This is a genomic window from Flavobacterium stagni, assembly GCF_004122105.1.
GTDB classification, from domain to species: domain Bacteria; phylum Bacteroidota; class Bacteroidia; order Flavobacteriales; family Flavobacteriaceae; genus Flavobacterium; species Flavobacterium stagni.
Map to the genome: position 1 here is coordinate 22,690 of NZ_SBKN01000001.1, position 17,785 is coordinate 40,474.

15 protein-coding genes are annotated in these 17,785 nt (G+C 39.1%); 9 read left to right on the forward strand and 6 right to left on the reverse strand.

Going from position 1 to position 17,785, the window contains the following annotated elements; genetic code table 11:
* Window positions 1-188: 188 nt before the first annotated feature.
* Window positions 189-1,340, reverse strand: a complete 1,152-nt coding sequence (locus EQG61_RS00130; protein ID WP_129459849.1) for a formimidoylglutamase — start codon at window positions 1,338-1,340, stop codon at window positions 189-191.
* A gap of 5 nt (window positions 1,341-1,345) precedes the next feature.
* Window positions 1,346-3,847 (reverse strand): type I DNA topoisomerase, encoded by a 2,502-nt coding sequence (gene topA / locus EQG61_RS00135; RefSeq protein WP_129459850.1) that lies wholly within the window; start codon window positions 3,845-3,847, stop codon window positions 1,346-1,348.
* Window positions 3,848-4,201: 354 nt separating this feature from the next.
* Between topA and miaB the strand changes: the two genes are divergently transcribed.
* The 9 genes from miaB to groL all read left to right on the forward strand — a co-directional run bounded on the left by miaB (window position 4,202) and on the right by groL (window position 12,143).
* Window positions 4,202-5,653 carry a tRNA (N6-isopentenyl adenosine(37)-C2)-methylthiotransferase MiaB gene (gene miaB, locus EQG61_RS00140; protein ID WP_129459851.1) on the forward strand — a complete coding sequence of 484 codons (1,452 nt, stop codon included), beginning with the start codon at window positions 4,202-4,204 and terminating at the stop codon, window positions 5,651-5,653.
* Between the two features lie 2 nt (window positions 5,654-5,655).
* Window positions 5,656-6,159 carry a YcxB family protein gene (locus EQG61_RS00145; protein WP_129459852.1) on the forward strand — a complete coding sequence of 168 codons (504 nt, stop codon included), beginning with the start codon at window positions 5,656-5,658 and terminating at the stop codon, window positions 6,157-6,159.
* Between the two features lie 11 nt (window positions 6,160-6,170).
* Window positions 6,171-7,430, forward strand: a complete 1,260-nt coding sequence (locus EQG61_RS00150) for a sigma-54 interaction domain-containing protein (RefSeq protein ID WP_129459853.1) — start codon at window positions 6,171-6,173, stop codon at window positions 7,428-7,430.
* 52 nt (window positions 7,431-7,482) lie between these two features.
* Window positions 7,483-8,286 carry a hypothetical protein gene (locus EQG61_RS00155; RefSeq protein WP_129459854.1) on the forward strand — a complete coding sequence of 268 codons (804 nt, stop codon included), beginning with the start codon at window positions 7,483-7,485 and terminating at the stop codon, window positions 8,284-8,286.
* Between the two features lie 49 nt (window positions 8,287-8,335).
* A complete protein-coding gene (locus EQG61_RS00160) occupies window positions 8,336-8,836 on the forward strand; it encodes an LptE family protein (protein WP_129459855.1) in 501 nt (166 codons plus the stop codon).
* A gap of 1 nt (window position 8,837) precedes the next feature.
* Window positions 8,838-9,683: a tetratricopeptide repeat protein gene (locus EQG61_RS00165; RefSeq protein WP_129459856.1), complete on the forward strand. Its 846-nt coding sequence runs from the start codon at window positions 8,838-8,840 to the stop codon at window positions 9,681-9,683.
* Between the two features lie 6 nt (window positions 9,684-9,689).
* Complete coding sequence (gene secG, locus EQG61_RS00170) at window positions 9,690-10,055, forward strand: preprotein translocase subunit SecG (protein WP_129459857.1); 366 nt, start codon at window positions 9,690-9,692, stop codon at window positions 10,053-10,055.
* Between the two features lie 142 nt (window positions 10,056-10,197).
* The gene (locus EQG61_RS00175) at window positions 10,198-10,473 is read left to right on the forward strand and encodes a co-chaperone GroES (RefSeq protein WP_129459858.1); all 276 of its coding nucleotides are present in this window, start codon (window positions 10,198-10,200) and stop codon (window positions 10,471-10,473) included.
* Window positions 10,474-10,514: 41 nt separating this feature from the next.
* Window positions 10,515-12,143 carry a chaperonin GroEL gene (gene groL / locus EQG61_RS00180; RefSeq protein ID WP_129459859.1) on the forward strand — a complete coding sequence of 543 codons (1,629 nt, stop codon included), beginning with the start codon at window positions 10,515-10,517 and terminating at the stop codon, window positions 12,141-12,143.
* A 50-nt stretch (window positions 12,144-12,193) separates the two neighbouring features.
* On the opposite strand, the gene EQG61_RS00185 is transcribed toward groL, so the two are convergent.
* The 4 genes from EQG61_RS00185 to EQG61_RS00200 form a co-directional block, all read right to left on the reverse strand.
* A complete protein-coding gene (locus tag EQG61_RS00185) occupies window positions 12,194-12,862 on the reverse strand; it encodes a DedA family protein (RefSeq protein WP_129459860.1) in 669 nt (222 codons plus the stop codon).
* A gap of 127 nt (window positions 12,863-12,989) precedes the next feature.
* Window positions 12,990-14,309 (reverse strand): hypothetical protein, encoded by a 1,320-nt coding sequence (locus tag EQG61_RS00190; RefSeq protein WP_129459861.1) that lies wholly within the window; start codon window positions 14,307-14,309, stop codon window positions 12,990-12,992.
* A gap of 1 nt (window position 14,310) precedes the next feature.
* Entirely contained in the window at window positions 14,311-15,900 is a 1,590-nt protein-coding gene (locus EQG61_RS00195; protein ID WP_129459862.1) for a SulP family inorganic anion transporter, read from the reverse strand.
* Window positions 15,901-15,911: 11 nt separating this feature from the next.
* A complete protein-coding gene (locus EQG61_RS00200; RefSeq protein WP_129459863.1) occupies window positions 15,912-17,780 on the reverse strand; it encodes a proton-conducting transporter transmembrane domain-containing protein in 1,869 nt (622 codons plus the stop codon).
* Window positions 17,781-17,785: the final 5 nt, after the last annotated feature.

A 17,785-nucleotide genomic window follows, 5' to 3' on the forward strand; every position in this document is an offset into this window, starting at 1 on the left:
GCCGTAAACCTATCTATAATTTTTGAAAAAAACAATTATTTATTTCTTAAATTTTGATACGCAATCCAAAAATACAATTTAACTTGAATCCACAATGGGATTTTGTCGATAAAATGCATTTTTTAATCGCTAAATTGCAAAAAAGTGCTTTTTTATATTATTTTTCTTACAATTTTTATCTAAATTTACTACAGAATACTTTTTCGTTGTGCCTTCCACCAGCGTTCAGGGAATTCTTGGTTGCAAGCCGCCAAATAGTCTTCGTGTGTACAAGGCATTAACGTATTTTTATGAAGCTTATTGTGCACATTTGAAAAAAATGGAACTTCGATCCACCAACGGTCAGTTTTATTGCTTTTGAAAAACACAATTTCCTCTTCTTCGAAAGGCACTATATATTTTAAATAATGTTCTCTGCTGCCAAATGGGTACTCGTTTGATCGATAATTGGCACCTTCAATAAAATACCAAATAATTTGTGCAATCAACGGTGCTTCTTGTCGCGAAGCTTGATGATTAAAAATACCGAAAGCACTTACTTTATCGCTAATCCCCGCATAACGTGATAAGGCACAAATCTCTTTTCCATTAAATCCGTTGGGTTGGAAATTGATGAAATTTCCAGAATCAGCTGATTTCACTGCCGTCAAATCCAAACTTACCAAATCCGCATCTCTAAATACTGGCTCTGCAATGGCGATATTATTACAAACTTCGCCCAATCGATAGGCATCAAAATATAATTTTTCAACCAAATCAATTTCTTCCTGCGAATTATAATAGGTTTGAAACCCCACATTACTATAATTAAACAGATTTGTAGGTTCTTCAACAATCATTTTTGACAAATAGGATAACGCTGGAATAGTATCGTCTTGTTTTCCAAAATCGAAACGATTATCAATAGAAACCAAATTCACCATTTGTTCCAAATCGTCATACCCGCGGTAAACGGCATACGTAAGATCTTGTGAACCGCCAATTACAATGGGAATCACTTTATTCTTCAACAAACGAGAAACAACTTTACTTACCGCAAAATAGGTGTCCTCTGGAGAATTCCCCGGATTGATATCACCCATATCGGCAATGGTTTTGTTCCAATTCCCCGGAAAAAGACGGTACAACTCCATACGAATCTCCGACAAATCTTCGTGTTCTACATAAAACTGTGATCCTCTGTTTTCAGGAACTCCTACAATAGCAATGTCAACTTTTTGGATGTCGGGAAACTCTTCTTGGGTATGAAAAACAACTTTACTCGATAAATGTTGCGATGATAATCGTTTGATATCAATCACTAAATCAGTATCCAACGGAGAGAGAAAGTCAAATTCCATGTAATTTATTTCTTTTTAGCAGTTGTTTTTTTAGCTGTAGTCTTTTTGGCTGTCGCTTTTTTAGCGGGTGCTTTTTTCTCAATCATCTCTTTTACTTCTTCTAAAGACAACTTCGAAGCATCCACGTCTTTGCTTAATTCAATTTTGATTTTTCCTTTCAAAATCACAGATCGTCCCCAACGGGCTTTTTCAATACGAATGCCCTCAGCTGGCCAATCTTGCAACACCTTTTCTTCTTCTTTTTGAAGTTTGTCAAGAATTAACTCTTTAATATCTGCTGCAGATAAGTGATCAAAATTGTATTTTTTATTGACATTGATAAACATGCCATTCCATTTAATAAAAGGTCCGAAACGCCCTACTCCTTTCTGCACTGGCATTCCCTCATATTCTCCAATTGGAGCATCCGCTTGATTCTTCTCTTCAATCAAACGTTGCGCGATTTCAAATGTAGTATCCATCGGATCCATTCCTTTAGGTAAGGAAATGAATTGTTTCCCAAAACGAACATAGGGTCCGAAGCGGCCATTATTCACCTCTACCTCTTCTCCTTCATATACACCCAATTTTTTGGGAAGTTCGAATAAATTCAACACTTCTTCTAAACTCACGGTGCCAATATTTTGATCTTGACGTAAACTCGCAAACTGCTTGTTTTCATCTTCAGCATCACCAATTTGTGCCATGGGTCCGAATTTACCCAAACGAACAGAAACGGGTTTCCCTGATTTGGGATCAACTCCTAAAATGCGTTCCCCACTTTCGCGATCCGCATTTTGCTCTACATCCACTACATTGGGATGAAAATGATTATAGAAATCATTCATCATGGCTGCCCAATCACGATTACCCTCAGCAATGTCGTCAAAATCTTGTTCGACTTTAGCCGTGAAGTTATAGTCTAATATTGTATCGAAATTTTTAACCAAGAAATCATTCACAATCGTTCCGATATCGGTTGGCACTAACTTCCCTTTATCTGAACCTACATTTTCCGTTAAAGTTTGTGCCAATAGCTTCCCTTGCTTCAAGGTTAATTGCTGATAACTGCGCTCTTGCCCTTCAAAGCTTCCTTTTTCAACATAATTACGACCAATAATAGTTGAGATTGTAGGTGCATAAGTTGAAGGACGCCCGATTCCGAGTTCTTCCAGTTTTTTCACTAAAGAAGCTTCTGTGTAACGACTCGGCGGACGTGAAAAACGTTCCGTTGCTGTAATCCATTGATTCAACATGCGTTCCCCGACTTTCATAGCGGGCAACATGCCTTCTTGTTCTTCTTCATCGTCATCATGTCCTTCCAAATACACTTTCAAGAAGCCTTCAAACTTGATAACTTCCCCTGAAGCCACAAATTGTTCGGAATGGTTGTTGGCAACAATCTTAACATTGGTGCGCTCTAATTCGGCATCACTCATTTGTGAAGCCAAGGTGCGTTTCCAAATCAAATCATACAAACGGGCTTGATCGCGATCAATATCAACGGTATGACGCGACATATCCGTAGGACGAATCGCTTCGTGCGCTTCTTGAGCCCCTTTTGATTTGGTATTGAAATTTCGTGGTTTACTAAATTCAGGCCCATAAGAACGAGAAATTTCAGCTTTAGCTGCTGCCATCGCCTCTTGGGATAAGTTAACACTATCCGTTCTCATATAGGTAATCAACCCTGCTTCATACAAACGCTGTGCAATTTGCATGGTAATCCCCACCGGCAAATACAATTTACGGGCGGCCTCCTGTTGTAGTGTGGAAGTAGTAAATGGTGGTGCAGGTGATTTCTTAGCGGGTTTGGTTTCTAAGTCGCCTACTTGATAAGTGGACGCCATACTGTTTTGCAAAAACGCTTCCGCTTGTTGACGTGTAGCAAAATTTTTAGACAATTTCGCTTTTACTACTTTACCGTCTTCATTCGTGAATTCAGCGGAAATGCTATACGATGCCTCGGGTTTAAATTCTTGGATTTCGCGTTCGCGCTCCACAATCAAACGCACAGAAACGGATTGCACCCGACCCGCAGACAAACCGCTTTTCACTTTTTTCCAAAGCACGGGTGACAATTCATACCCCACCAAACGGTCCAATACACGACGTGCTTGTTGGGCGTTGACTAAATTATAATCGATTCCTCTCGGATTCTCAATCGCTTTTTGAATAGCGGTTTTCGTAATCTCATGAAAAACAATACGCTTGGTTTTGTTTTGGTCCAATTTTAATTCTTCCGCCAAGTGCCAAGAAATGGCCTCTCCCTCGCGGTCCTCATCGGAAGCCAACCAAACGACTTCAGCTGATTTAGCAAGATCCTTGAGTTTTTTCACCAATGCTTTTTTATCGGGAGAAACTTCATATTTGGGTTTGAATCCGTTACTCACATCCACCCCAATTTCCTTGGAAGGTAAATCGGCAATATGACCATAACTGGATTCCACTTGAAATTCTTTCCCGAGAAATTTTTCAATGGTTTTTGCCTTGGCAGGCGACTCAACAATCACTAAATTCTTTGCCATGCTATACTTTTATTTGGGGCAAAAGTAGCCCTTTTTTTTATAAATCTTAAAAGGCTACACGATTCAGGCCTTTTTTATTATGTGTGAAAACTAGGGAAACACCTTGAAAAACAGCATTTTTATGGTTGAAAAAATTATTATTCAAGGCTAAACATTCCTTTTTCAACTATAGAATTCAGACGGTTAAAAAAACCGAAACTAGATTTTTATTCAAAAAGATTTCCAAATGTGTCACACCTATTATATATATACAATCAAATATTAAATCGAGTTTAACACTGCCATCTTGTCATAAATTTTGATTTTAGTATTATCTTTGCAGTCCGTTTCACGCAATTGAACGGCACTACATTGATGGAAAAAGAAATTAATGAAAGCATCCAAGGTCAGAGCATGATTCTGGATGAACGAAAAGGCAACACTAAAAAAATGTTTATTGAAAGCTACGGCTGTCAGATGAATTTCTCTGACAGTGAGATTGTAGCTTCAATTTTGGCGAATGAAGGGTACAATACAACTCAGAATCTGGAAGAAGCTGACTTGGTATTGGTGAATACCTGTTCCATTCGCGACAAAGCCGAGCAGACCGTTCGCAAACGTTTGGAACAATACAATGCAGTAAAAAAAATCAATCCTTCCATGAAAGTGGGCGTTTTGGGTTGTATGGCTGAACGTTTGAAAGAAAAATTCTTGGATGAAGAAAAAATCGTAGACATGGTGGTAGGTCCCGATGCCTACAAAGATATTCCGAACTTATTAAAAGAAGTGGAAGACGGTCGCGATGCCATCAATGTGATTTTGTCCAAAGAAGAAACCTATGGCGATATTGCGCCTGTGCGCTTGAATAGCAATGGTGTGAATGCTTTTGTATCGATCACGCGCGGTTGTGACAACATGTGTACTTTCTGTGTAGTTCCTTTTACGCGTGGACGCGAACGCAGTCGGGAGCCCCAAAGTATCCTTGAAGAAATTCAGGATTTATGGAACAAAGGGTTCAAAGAAGTGACTTTATTGGGTCAAAATGTGGACAGTTATTTATGGTATGGCGGTGGCTTGAAAAAAGACTTTGTCAAAGCGACCGAAATGCAAAAAGCAACGGCTGTAGATTTTGCCCAACTCTTGGACATGTGCGCGACACAATTTCCAAAAATGCGTTTTCGCTTTTCCACCTCCAATCCGCAAGACATGCATATTGAGGTGATTGAAACTATGGCGAAACACCATAATATTTGCAAATACATTCACCTTCCTGTGCAAAGTGGAAGTACACGCATATTGGAAGCCATGAATCGCCAACATACACGCGAGGAATATATGTCCCTAGTCGATAGAATCTATGAAATCATCCCCGAAATTTCATTGTCGCAAGACATGATTTCTGGTTTCCCAACCGAAACAGAGGAAGATCATCAAGATACGCTTTCGCTCATGGAACACGCTAAATACGACTTCGGATTCATGTTTGCTTATTCGGAACGTCCGGGAACATTGGCCGCACGTAAAATGGAAGATGATGTGCCTGAAGAAGTAAAGAAACGCCGTTTGAACGAAATCATCGCGCTCCAACAAAAATTAGGTTGGGAACGCACCCGCCGTTTTGTGGGTCAAGAAGTCGAAGTTTTAATTGAAAAAGAATCGAAACGTTCCGATGCCCATTGGAGTGGAAGAAACTCGCAAAACACCGTAGTGGTTTTCCCCAAAGAAAATTACAAACCCGGCGATTTTGTGATGGTTAAAGTAACCGATTGTACTTCGGCTACCTTGATTGGTGAAGCAGTTGGCTATTCAGAAAAAATGCAATCCTAACTATGGAAATTCGCTTTAGTTATCAACCCGAACTCAAAGAAATGGCAGCCGCTACGCGGTATATGCTGTTCAACAAACCCTTGGTAAAGGTGTTGTTGGTCTTTGTTTTTGGAATGATTGGCCTGAGCGTTTTTTCAGCGATTTATTATAAAACCAATGAATACTGGGAATCGGCATTTCATGGCTTGATCTTAGTTTTTATTTGGTTAATCATCTATGGATATACCATGTGGAGTGTGAAACGCAATCTCACAGAAAATCCGAAAAACAGAGAAATACAGCATTTGACTTTTGATGAGAAAGGGATTGACCAAAAAGGAGATTCTTTTCATGTCTACCGCCAATGGTCTGAAATTCATAAAGTCAAAGAAACCAAAAGTTGGTTGTTTATTTACGTCCAACGCAATGCCGCGTTACCCATTTTTAAAAACAAATTACAACCGGAAGACATCATTGCCATTCGTCAATTGATTCAAGGGTTACCCATTAAAAAGAAATTGCTCTAATCCACTGAAGTATGGAAAGTGTTCAAAGTATAAAACAGCGTTTTGAAATTATCGGAAATGATCCGAAACTGAACCGTGCCTTAGAAAAAGCAATTCAAGTGGCGCCAACCGACATTTCTGTTTTGGTTGTTGGTGAAAGTGGTGTAGGAAAAGAAAGTATTCCAAAAATCATCCATTCCCTCTCCCATCGCAAACACGGGAAATATATCGCCGTAAACTGTGGAGCTATCCCAGAAGGTACCATCGACAGTGAATTGTTTGGACACGAAAAGGGTTCGTTTACCGGAGCTACCAATACGCGTGAAGGATATTTTGAAGTGGCAGATGGCGGAACTATTTTCTTGGATGAAGTGGGCGAACTCCCGTTAACGACGCAGGTTCGATTGCTGCGTGTATTAGAAAACGGTGAATTTATCAAAGTGGGGTCGTCAAAAGTTCAAAAAACGAATGTTCGCATCGTGGCTGCGACCAATGTCAACATGCATGAAGCGATTGAAAAAGGAAAATTTCGTGAAGATTTGTACTATCGATTGAGTACGGTCGAAATTGGACTGCCGCCTTTACGTGAACGTACCGATGACATTCATTTATTGTTCCGAAAATTTGCTTCTGATTTTGCCCACAAATACAAAATGCCGCCCATCAAATTGGAAGACGATGCGGTTCGCTATTTGGTGAATTACCGTTGGAGCGGAAACATTCGTCAGTTGCGCAATGCCGCCGAACAAATTTCGGTTTTGGAAACCAAACGCGACATCAGTGCTTCTACGTTAGCCTCTTACCTACCTTTAGACAATCGGAATTTACCAAGTGTAGTTTCAAAAAGTAAATCAGAAAGTGATTTCTCTACAGAAAGAGACATTCTTTACAAAGTACTTTTTGACATGAAAAGCGACTTAAATGATTTGAAAAAACTTACGTTAGAGTTGATGAAAAACGGGAAAAATGTGCAAGACATTAATCCGAGTTTGATTCAAAAAATATACGGCAAACCGGAAGACAATACGGTTTTTGCTGCTGAACCAGCGGTAGCGGTTTACCAACCGCATGTGGAACCCCAGCAAGAAGAATTTCATGACGACGATACGGAGCAAAACTACTTGTTTGCCGAAACCGTTGAAGAAGAGGAAGTTTTGCGCTTGGAACAAAAAGAAATCGAACTAATTAAGAAGGCTTTGGAGCGCAATAAAGGCAAACGAAAAGCCGCTGCAGACGAGTTAGGCATCTCAGAACGCACACTTTATCGAAAAATTAAGCAGTTTGACCTGTAAATTAGTGGGAATCGAAATCACTTTCTATTTTCGAAGTCCAAATCTATCTTAAATGAAAAATCTAATGTTACTTTTTGCGCTTGCAATAAGCTTTGTATCGTGTTCTAATGATGAAACTCCAATCACGCAAGAACCAACTCCTCAACTTGAAAAAGTAATCGTTTTTAAAAATACCGCTAACGAACAAACATGGAATTTTTCTGCAACGGGTCAGTTGTACGAATGTTTGAATAACGCGGGACAACGCATCGAATCGTATACCTATAACGATAAAAACCAAGTGGTGAGTTGGTCAAAATACACCAACGGTGCTGTAACGGCAACTTACAATTTCACCTACAACGCAGCAGGTATTGTTTCAAAAATCAACACCACAGACATCACATTTAATGCAAACACAGGCTACTATAGCTATACAAACAATGGCATTACGCGTGAAGTGACCTTAAATGCAGATCGCATGGCAACATTTGTAAAAGAAACCAACGGTACTGCAACCACAAATTACCAAATGCTATATACGGCAGGGAATTTAATGTCGTTTGCACGCACGTCTACTTCTTCAAATTTCACTAAAAATTACACCTACAATACAAGCGCTACTTATAAAACCAATTTAGGAGCTATGATTGCTCCTGTTGCACTTATCAAATCATTCATGGAACCTGATTTCCTTGCCAACGGATTTACTTCTATTTCTGTTCCTGAAGCTAGCCAAAACGGTAATCCAGCGGCGTTGCGTTATGAATACGGGGCCATTCCAAGCGAAAGAGCCATGTTGTTCATTGGGGAAGAATTTGTAAATAACAACCCTGGAAATTTAACATCGTACCAAGAGTATTATTACGCGAATTAATCGTTTTTTTTCAAAAAATCAACTATTTTAGCTGACTTATAATTTGACAATGAAAGCAGTTAAAATCGTCCTTTTCCTTCTACTATCGCTCAGCTTTTATGGCTGTGGGAGTTATAGTTTTACAGGCATTCAAACCGACGCAAAAACCGTTCAAGTCAAGTATTTTCAAAATACGGCTGCGATTGTCGAACCTGGAATTGAGCGTACATTTACCAACAAATTACAAGAGGCCATTCAGAATCAGACGAGTCTCGGACTCACGAATTCCAATGCAGATTTAGTGTATGAGGGAGAAATTGTGGATTACCGCATTTCGCCCATGACCGCAACAGCAAATTATACGGCATCCCAAAACCGTCTCACCATATCCGTTTTAGTCAAATTTTCCAACGCCAAAAAAGAAGAGGAAAATTTTGAAAAACGTTTTTCATTTTACCAAGATTACGAAGGTGATGCCCAACTTACAGGAAGTAAATTGACCGAAGTAGTGGACTTTATCTTTACCCGTATCACGCAAGACATCATTAATGAATCGCTAGCCAAGTGGTAAAATGAATACAACCGACTACACCTATTTAATCAACAAACCTTACGCGATTAACGAGCGTCAATTCCAAGAAATGGAGGCAATTTTGGAAAGTTTTCCTTATTTCCAAAGTGCGCGGGTGTTGCGGTTGAAACATTTGTACAATCAAGATAGTTTTCGCTACAATAATGCTTTGAAAGTAGCCGCGGCCTATACTACTGACCGTAGTGTGCTCTTTGATTTTATAACGGGAGATCATTTTGTCACGGTTGACAATACCCTTTATGATCGAAAAGTGGCCGAATTGTTAAATATGGATGTCATCGATTTGGAAATTGTCGAGCCGATTTCCATGCCTGAACAACCCCTAAATACGATTGAGCAATCTTTACGCACCTCAATTAAACAATCGGGTGAAACGGAAAAGGAAATTGCTGTATCACCGGAAGAAAAGTTAGGAATTGGAAAACCACTGGAATTCAACCCGTCGGAAAAACATAGTTTCCAAGAATGGCTACAACTATCGCGTTTAAAACCGATTGAACGGAAAGAAATGTCGCCACCAACGCCAATTCAGACTCCCGAAACGGACGAACGGAAAAAGAAATTGGACTTGATTGATAAGTTTATCGAAACGAATCCTAAGATTCCTGCAGTCTCAAAAGACAGTCTCCCTTCAGCTAAACTTGCTGAAAATGAAGATAAAAGCTACTTAATGACAGAAACGCTGGCCAAGGTGTATTTGGAACAAAAAAAATACCAGCGGGCAATTCAAGCCTATGAAATTTTAATTTTGAAATATCCAGAAAAAAGTAGTTTCTTTGCAGACCGAATTGAAGAAATTAAATTAATACAACAAAATAATAATTAATAAGTAATGAGCACATTTACAATCTTTTTGGTTTTGATTACGATCGTATGTTTTCTATTGATTATCGTAATTATGGTACAAAACCCTAAAGGTGGAGGATTATCTTCATCTATTGGCGGTGGTACACAACAATTAGGAGGCGTTCAGAAAACAACTGATTTCTTAGATAAAAGTACTTGGGTTTTAGGAGGAGCTTTGATTCTTTTAGTATTGTTATCCAGCTTAAGCTTCTCTGGAGCTGCGGGTGATAATGACAAAATTATCGATGCTAGCCAGTCGAAACCTACAACCGAAGCCGAAGCGACAGAGAAAAAAGCAGACGATAAAACTGCTACTCCAACGCAAACACCGGCCACTCCGGAGAAAAAATAATAAGAGTCCCGATTGGGACTTTTTTTTTACCCCATAATTAACTGTCAGTTCAACTGAAAAATTGACAGCCTTTTTTCCCTTGGCACAATTTCTGAAATAGGGAGGTCAAACTTAAAATTAACTTTTAAAAAATAAATTCATTATGGCTTTAAACATTAAACCCTTATCTGACCGTGTTTTGGTAGAGCCTGCAGCTGCAGAAACTACTACTGCTGCAGGAATCATTATTCCAGATACTGCAAAAGAAAAACCACAACGAGGAACTGTTGTTGCTGTGGGAAATGGTAAACAAGACCACCCAATGACAGTGAAAGTTGGTGATACGGTGTTGTATGGAAAATACGCCGGAACCGAACTCAAATATGAAGGCAAAGATTATTTGATCATGCGTGAAGATGACATCTTAGCGATTATTTAATGTAAGGTTTAACTGAATTCAACAAACAAATTTTAAAAACTATGGCAAAAGATATCAAATTTGACATTGAAGCACGTGACGGCTTAAAACGTGGTGTAGACGCTTTGGCAAATGCAGTAAAAGTAACTTTAGGTCCGAAAGGCCGTAACGTAATCATTTCGAAATCTTTCGGAGGTCCAACAGTAACCAAAGATGGTGTTTCTGTTGCAAAAGAAGTAGAATTGAAAGACGCTCTTGAAAATATGGGCGCGCAAATGGTGAAAGAAGTCGCTTCAAAAACCAATGATTTAGCCGGTGATGGTACCACTACTGCTACCGTATTGGCACAAGCTATCGTAAAAGAAGGTTTGAAAAACGTAGCCGCAGGTGCAAATCCGATGGATTTAAAACGCGGTATTGATAAAGCCGTAGAAAGCATTGTGGCGGATCTAGGTAAACAATCGCAAGAAGTAGGAAGCTCTTCTGAAAAAATCAAACAAGTAGCTTCGATTTCTGCGAACAATGACGATGTAATTGGCGATTTAATTGCAACCGCTTTTTCAAAAGTTGGAAAAGAAGGAGTAATCACTGTAGAAGAAGCGAAAGGAACCGATACTTATGTGGATGTTGTTGAAGGTATGCAATTTGACCGCGGTTATTTATCACCTTATTTTGTAACCAATGCAGAAAAAATGGAAGTAGACTTGGACCGTCCTTACATTTTGTTATACGATAAAAAAGTTTCTTCTTTAAAAGAATTATTACCAATCCTTGAGCCGGTAGCGCAATCAGGCAAACCTTTATTGATTATTGCAGAAGATGTAGACGGTGAAGCTTTGTCGACTTTGGTTGTAAACAAATTACGTGGCGCTTTGAAAATTGCAGCTGTTAAAGCTCCTGGTTTTGGTGACCGTAGAAAAGCAATGTTGGAAGATATTGCTATTTTAACGGGCGGAACAGTGATTGCTGAAGAAAGCGGATTCACCTTAGAAAATGCTACTTTAGAAATGTTGGGTACTGCTGAAAAAGTTACTATCGATAAAGACAATACAACATTAGTAAACGGTGCAGGAAATGCGGACATGATTAAAAATCGTGTGAACCAAATCAAAGCGCAAATTGAAACCACTACTTCCGATTACGATCGTGAAAAATTGCAAGAACGTTTGGCGAAATTAGCTGGTGGTGTTGCGGTATTGTATGTTGGTGCTGCTTCTGAAGTGGAAATGAAAGAGAAAAAAGACCGTGTAGACGATGCCTTACACGCAACTCGTGCTGCAGTTGAAGAAGGAATCGTTGCGGGTGGTGGTGTAGCTTTGTTACGCGCTAAAGCTGCTTTAGCCAACCTAAAACCTGACAATGCAGACGAAGCAACGGGTATTCAAATTGTATCGCGTGCGGTTGAAGCACCGTTGCGTACCATTGTTGAAAATGCAGGATTAGAAGGTTCTGTAGTGGTTGCAAAAGTCGCAGAAGGCAAAGGTGATTTCGGTTATAATGCCAAAACCGATGAGTATGTGGACATGCTGAAAGCGGGTATTATTGACCCGAAAAAAGTAACCCGTGTAGCTTTAGAAAATGCTGCTTCTGTAGCAGGTATGATTTTAACTACAGAATGTGCATTAGTAGAAATTAAAGAAGAATCGGCTCCAGCAATGCCTATGGGCGGCGGAATGCCCGGAATGATGTAATTCATCAACTGATAAAAAAAGAAAATCCGACTCTTTCAAGTCGGATTTTTTTATTTGCGTTTGCGAAGAATTTTTATCAAAACGGGAACTGTAGTGACCATCACAATTCCGATGACAATGTATTCGATATAATGCTTTAAATCGATATTGAATTTAATCTTAAAAAGTTCGTACAAATAATGTCCGGCAAAAATCATGACGATTGCCCATACAACCGAACCTAGTATATTGTAAAACATGAATTTTTTACGATCCATTTCTACAATACCCGCAATGACGGGTGCGAAGGTGCGTACAATCGGCAGGAAACGTGCAAAAACGACGGCTCTACTTCCGTACTTATCGAAAAAATCTTTGGATTGGTACAAGTATTTCTTTTTAAAGAACAAACTATCTTCTCTTTTGTAAAGGTATGATCCGCTTTTTTTTCCAAACCAATACCCAAACATATTTCCGAAAATAGCCATTAATGCAATTAATAAGGCCAAGAAAGTCACATCGAGAAAATCACTCCCCGTTGCAAAATCTTTCATGAGTAATTCGCTATAAATCCCGCAAAGAAAAAGCAAACTATCTCCGGGCAAAAAGAAACCGGCTAACAAACCTGTTTCAGCAAAGACGATAAACAACACTACATATAAACCGATTTTTATTCCGCCTACTTGAAGTAAAATATAAAACTCGGGATTGAAGAGTTGCTTCCAGTCAAAATGATTCATGTAGTCAATATTTCAGTTGGTGAAAATAGGCAATATTTTCGAAAGGACGTCTTAAATTTTTCACATTAAAAAAAAGAGACCGGTAACCAAACAGGAAGTCACCGGCCTCAAAACTAACACACTCTTTCTAATTTAAAAACACCTGATATTGGGCTACTAAAGCGCCCATGTGATCGGTCAGGTCACTGTTAGCTGTATATAACGGCCGATTTTGGTACGAAAAAGTCAATTTCGAATTGTGACCGGCCAACAACCAATTCACACCCACATCATAATAATTCATGGCGTCATGCAATCGGTCATAATTGGCATGTTGCACGGATGCATAGGGCATCAATGTCGTTTTACCCATTAAATTGTCTTTGAATTTATAACCAATTTGCGCATACAAAACCGTACCTGTTCCAAACATCGGGAAACCATTGCCCGATCCATTTAATAAATTGGTATTCGTTGTACCGTTGGTAGGATTCATTATTGCAGAATTTCGGATGTAATTTTGACCAAAGTTATAGCTTACCAAAGTTCCATAACATGAAACTGCAGCTCCTTTTGCCCCTATTGGCGCATCATAAAACACATCTATTGCAAAATGTGACATGTCTTCCCTTTCAATTGAGTTGGGATCTGCAGCATCGGTTAAATGCCACATTGCATCTTTTTGAAATATAAAACCTGCACCAACATTAAAGACTTTTTTCTTTCCTAAATAAGTACCTGTAGTATAGGGAGTCAAGTTACTTTCTTGATCCAAAAATTGGTATTGAACATAGCCATTCCATTGAATTTTGGGAGGCTCCGCAGAAAATGCTGTTGTAGTTGTTAAAGCTGTAGCTGCATTGTAAGAAGGGCTTTTTTGAATTGCCATGGGTTGTGCCCATTCAAAACGATAATCAACTTTACCCAATTTCCCTTTAACAAATACCGACAATTTTCGCAAAAACTGATCATTTACATCATTTGTAGATTGCAAAAAAATAGGTGAATCCAACCCCATTATCGAGGTTACTGAAGCCGCAGAAAAACGAGATAACCCACTCCATCCCGACAAACCAGTACCTATTTGAAGTTTAGTTTTGTCAATTGCATAATCAGCAAATGCATCGTGTACAAAAAACCCCTGTTTCCGATCGGCTATGTTGTTAAAATTATTTTCTCCAAATTGGCTGTAAAAAAACACGCGATCTGTGACTTGTGAAGTCAGTATTAATCGATAGCGTCGAATACCTAAATCTGTTCCTGAGTTCTTGCTATATCCATATATCGTAGAGCCAGGATTATATTCCATATTCCTTACCCAACCTTGAACAAGACCTGTTAATTTTATGTAATTACTTCCTGACTCGTTCAAGTTTAATTGATGATTTTTCCAATAATCTTGTGCAAAAATCAGATTATTAGTCATAAGTAACAGTAAACTTATAACCCCAAATAAACATTTTTTCATGTTAAGCTATTTTTTTACGAGCAGCTAATTTATGTTCCGACAATGGCTGATGGGATTCTAAACCAATTATCTTAACTTTTCCGCCATCAACCGCTTCATAATCGTGTTTGAAATGTTCCAAACTTTCCATGACCGAGTGATCGACCATTTTGGTTTTTTTCAAATCAATGGTCACATTAAACCCTGTTGGAATTTCTTCCAATTTGCGTTTGATTCCCAAGAAATTGGTAAATACCGCTGCTTTATTAATTTCTACTAAATATTCATCGCCTTCAAATGACACCACTGTTGGCGCTTTAAAAAAGGAAGACAACGGCGTTCCATTAATCATGTGAACTATCATTTTCAACAAGATACCTGCTGCAATCCCAACCAATAAATCTTCGTATAAGGTGAAGAAAATGGTGATTAAGAAAATCGACAATTGTTCTTTACCAATATGGAACGTATGCATGAATTCTTTGGGATGTGCCAAGCGAATCCCTACCGTAATTAACATGGCTGCCAAAGCTGTATTGGGTATCAATTCAATTAAATGGGATGCTAAAAGTACAAAGGCCAAAATGAAGAAACCATGATAAAAGTTAGCCCAACGTGTTTTAGCGCCATTAGCCACATTCGCAGATGAACGCGCTACCTCTGAAATCATGGGTAAACCCCCAAAAATTCCCGCGATGGTATTCCCTACTCCTACTGCAATTAAATCTTTGTTGGCATTGGATTTACGTTTGAACGGATCCATTAAATCAATTGCTTTTACGGTTAACAACGATTCTAAAGTTCCCACTAAAGCAAACATGATTACGTATTTGATGAAAAGACCCGTTTGCGCCATTCCGCCAAAATCCACATTCACTTTTACATTATCCAAAAGATTTCCAATATGCACCAAAGCGTAAGTCGGCTCTGTCGTTTGAAAATCCATCATCAATTCGGCTGGAATCGCCACAAACAAGACCATAAGAGGAGCCGGAATCATTTTGATGTATTTATTTTTAAGATAAGGCCAACCCAACATAATCGCCAAACTAATCACACCAATTCCCGTTGCTTTGGGATCTAAATGCGTAAAAAACTCGGGGATTTTAGCAAACAAACCTAAGGGACCTACTCCTTTTGTCATTGCAGGATCGACATCCAACAATACGGGAATTTGTTTGGCGATAATAATTAAACCGATAGCGGCCAACATACCGTGAATGGCTGACAATGGGAAGAAGTCAACTAATTTCCCGAATTTTAGAAGTCCGAATAGAATTTGAATCACACCCGCAACGACTATGGCTCCAAGCGCCAAATGCCATCCTTGTTCACCGCCTCCAAATTCAGCTACAGCACCCGCAACAATTACAATCAATCCGGCCGCCGGACCTTTGATGGTTAAACGGGAACCCATTAAAAAACTCACGACTAAACCACCAATAATAGCAGTAATCAACCCCATTAAAGGAGGAAATTCAGATGCTTTAGCAATCCCTAAACTTAGAGGTAATGCTAATAGGAAAACGATAAAACCGGAAATCGCATCGGTTTTGAAATATTCTTTTAAGCCGGCTAATCCGTCGGCAGGGATGTTTTTATATTGTGACATGATATTTATATTTAAGATGATTTATAGGGTAATTCATGATAGGTTTTCACGTGGGGACCAAGGAAAAGTCGGGCATACAAACGAATCCCTGCAATCCCTGAAACGATAAAACTTGAGGAGATTAAAAACGCAAGTATGTATTGATGACTTTCCACGTGACTAAAGATTAAGTCTTCTCCAATGAAAGTGGTTGTAATGGGAAATCCGGTGATCCCTAAAGTGGCCAATAAAAAGAAAAAGGCAAACTTCGGATGTTCATAAACGTGGCCGAGGTATTGACTAATCAAAATGCGTTTTTCCATTTTTTTCAACTTCAATAACGCCCAATAGCCCACCAATCCGGCAACTACAACACCTGATAAGTACACCGCAATTTCGGACCAATCTACTTTTTCATTGAAAGCAATGGCCAAGGCAATCCAAAAATGATTGAGCACCACTAAGGTCCAGGCCACAAACGGACTTTTTCTTTCTGAAAATGCTTTGAATACGAATATGAGTCCGAACAACCCAAATACCTCAGGCAAATTCCCCATAATTTGATACGGTAATTGGTCCCGGTAGAAAAAGCTGATCAGTCCTAATCCATACACAGGAAGAAAAACTAGGTATACCCGATTAAGGTTTAGGAAATCCAACACCTTCCCGATTTTCTTTAGTGGGTGCCATAAAAACACGCTTAGAAATCCTTCAAGGTTGAACTCTTTAATCCCTAAAACATAGAGGGAATTGTTCCATTTTTGAGGAATCCATCCTTTGTGAGTGGTGTCTTTGGGTTGGAACGTATAAAATTGCTCCCGAATTAAATAACTCACTACAGAAGGTGAAACCAATAACTGATAAGTTCTTAAAAAAGCATTTCCAGCAAAGTGAATCAAGGCCAAGGTATCCCATCCTAAAGCAATTTCAATAAAAATTAATCCGATTTGGGAAATGGAACTGTACGCCACCTGACTCTTCACTGTCGATTGCACATTCGCCATCACAGAAGCGGCAATACTTGTTACCAATCCCATCAAACCAATGGCAATTCGCATCGAAGTTTGGTGTTCCCAAAAAGGAAAAGTGCGCAACATCAAGAAAACACCCAAGTGAACGGACAAAGAGCCGTAGAAAATTGCACTGGAAGGCGTCGGACCTTCCATTGCTCTGGGCAACCAAGTGGAAAAGGGTACTTGCGCCGATTTTGCGGCAGCTGCACAAGCCAAACACAAGGCGATAAATGCCCCGATGAAGGTGTGACTTTGCAAATGTTCGCTCACCAAGTCGGCATTCGCCAATTTCATAAATGTAATATTTTCATGAAATAAATGATGGCTCGCCCACATCGCCAATATCAATCCCACATCGCCAATGCGGTAAACCGAATACACTTTGAAGGCATTGCGCACCGGCAAATAGCGCTCACGATAAAATCCAATTAATAAAAAGGACGAAATTCCGATGATTTCCCAGCCAATAAAAAGGGTTTCAAAATTTCCAGACAAAATCGCCAAATTATAGCCAAAAAAGAAAAACAAAACCGTATTGAAAAAACGTTTATATCCTTTTTCTCGGTGCAAATAATACCGACTATAAGTGGTAATCATTCCCGTGAGTAACGTACCGATAAACAAATAAACAGCCGTTACTTTATCAAAATAAAAATCAACAAAAAACTCGTAATTCGCCGTTTTCAACAACGTGATTTCATTCAGGTTTAAAGGAGAAAATCCCTTCAACAACCACACTACGATAAATGTTGTTAACCCTACCAATTGTAGAACTACCGTTCCAAAAGCCCATTTGGAAATTACTGCTTCATGACGTTCCGGCAAGACAAGACTTACAACGAAACCTACAAAAGGAAGCAGAATAAAATATTGCAATAACTCATTCATAACCT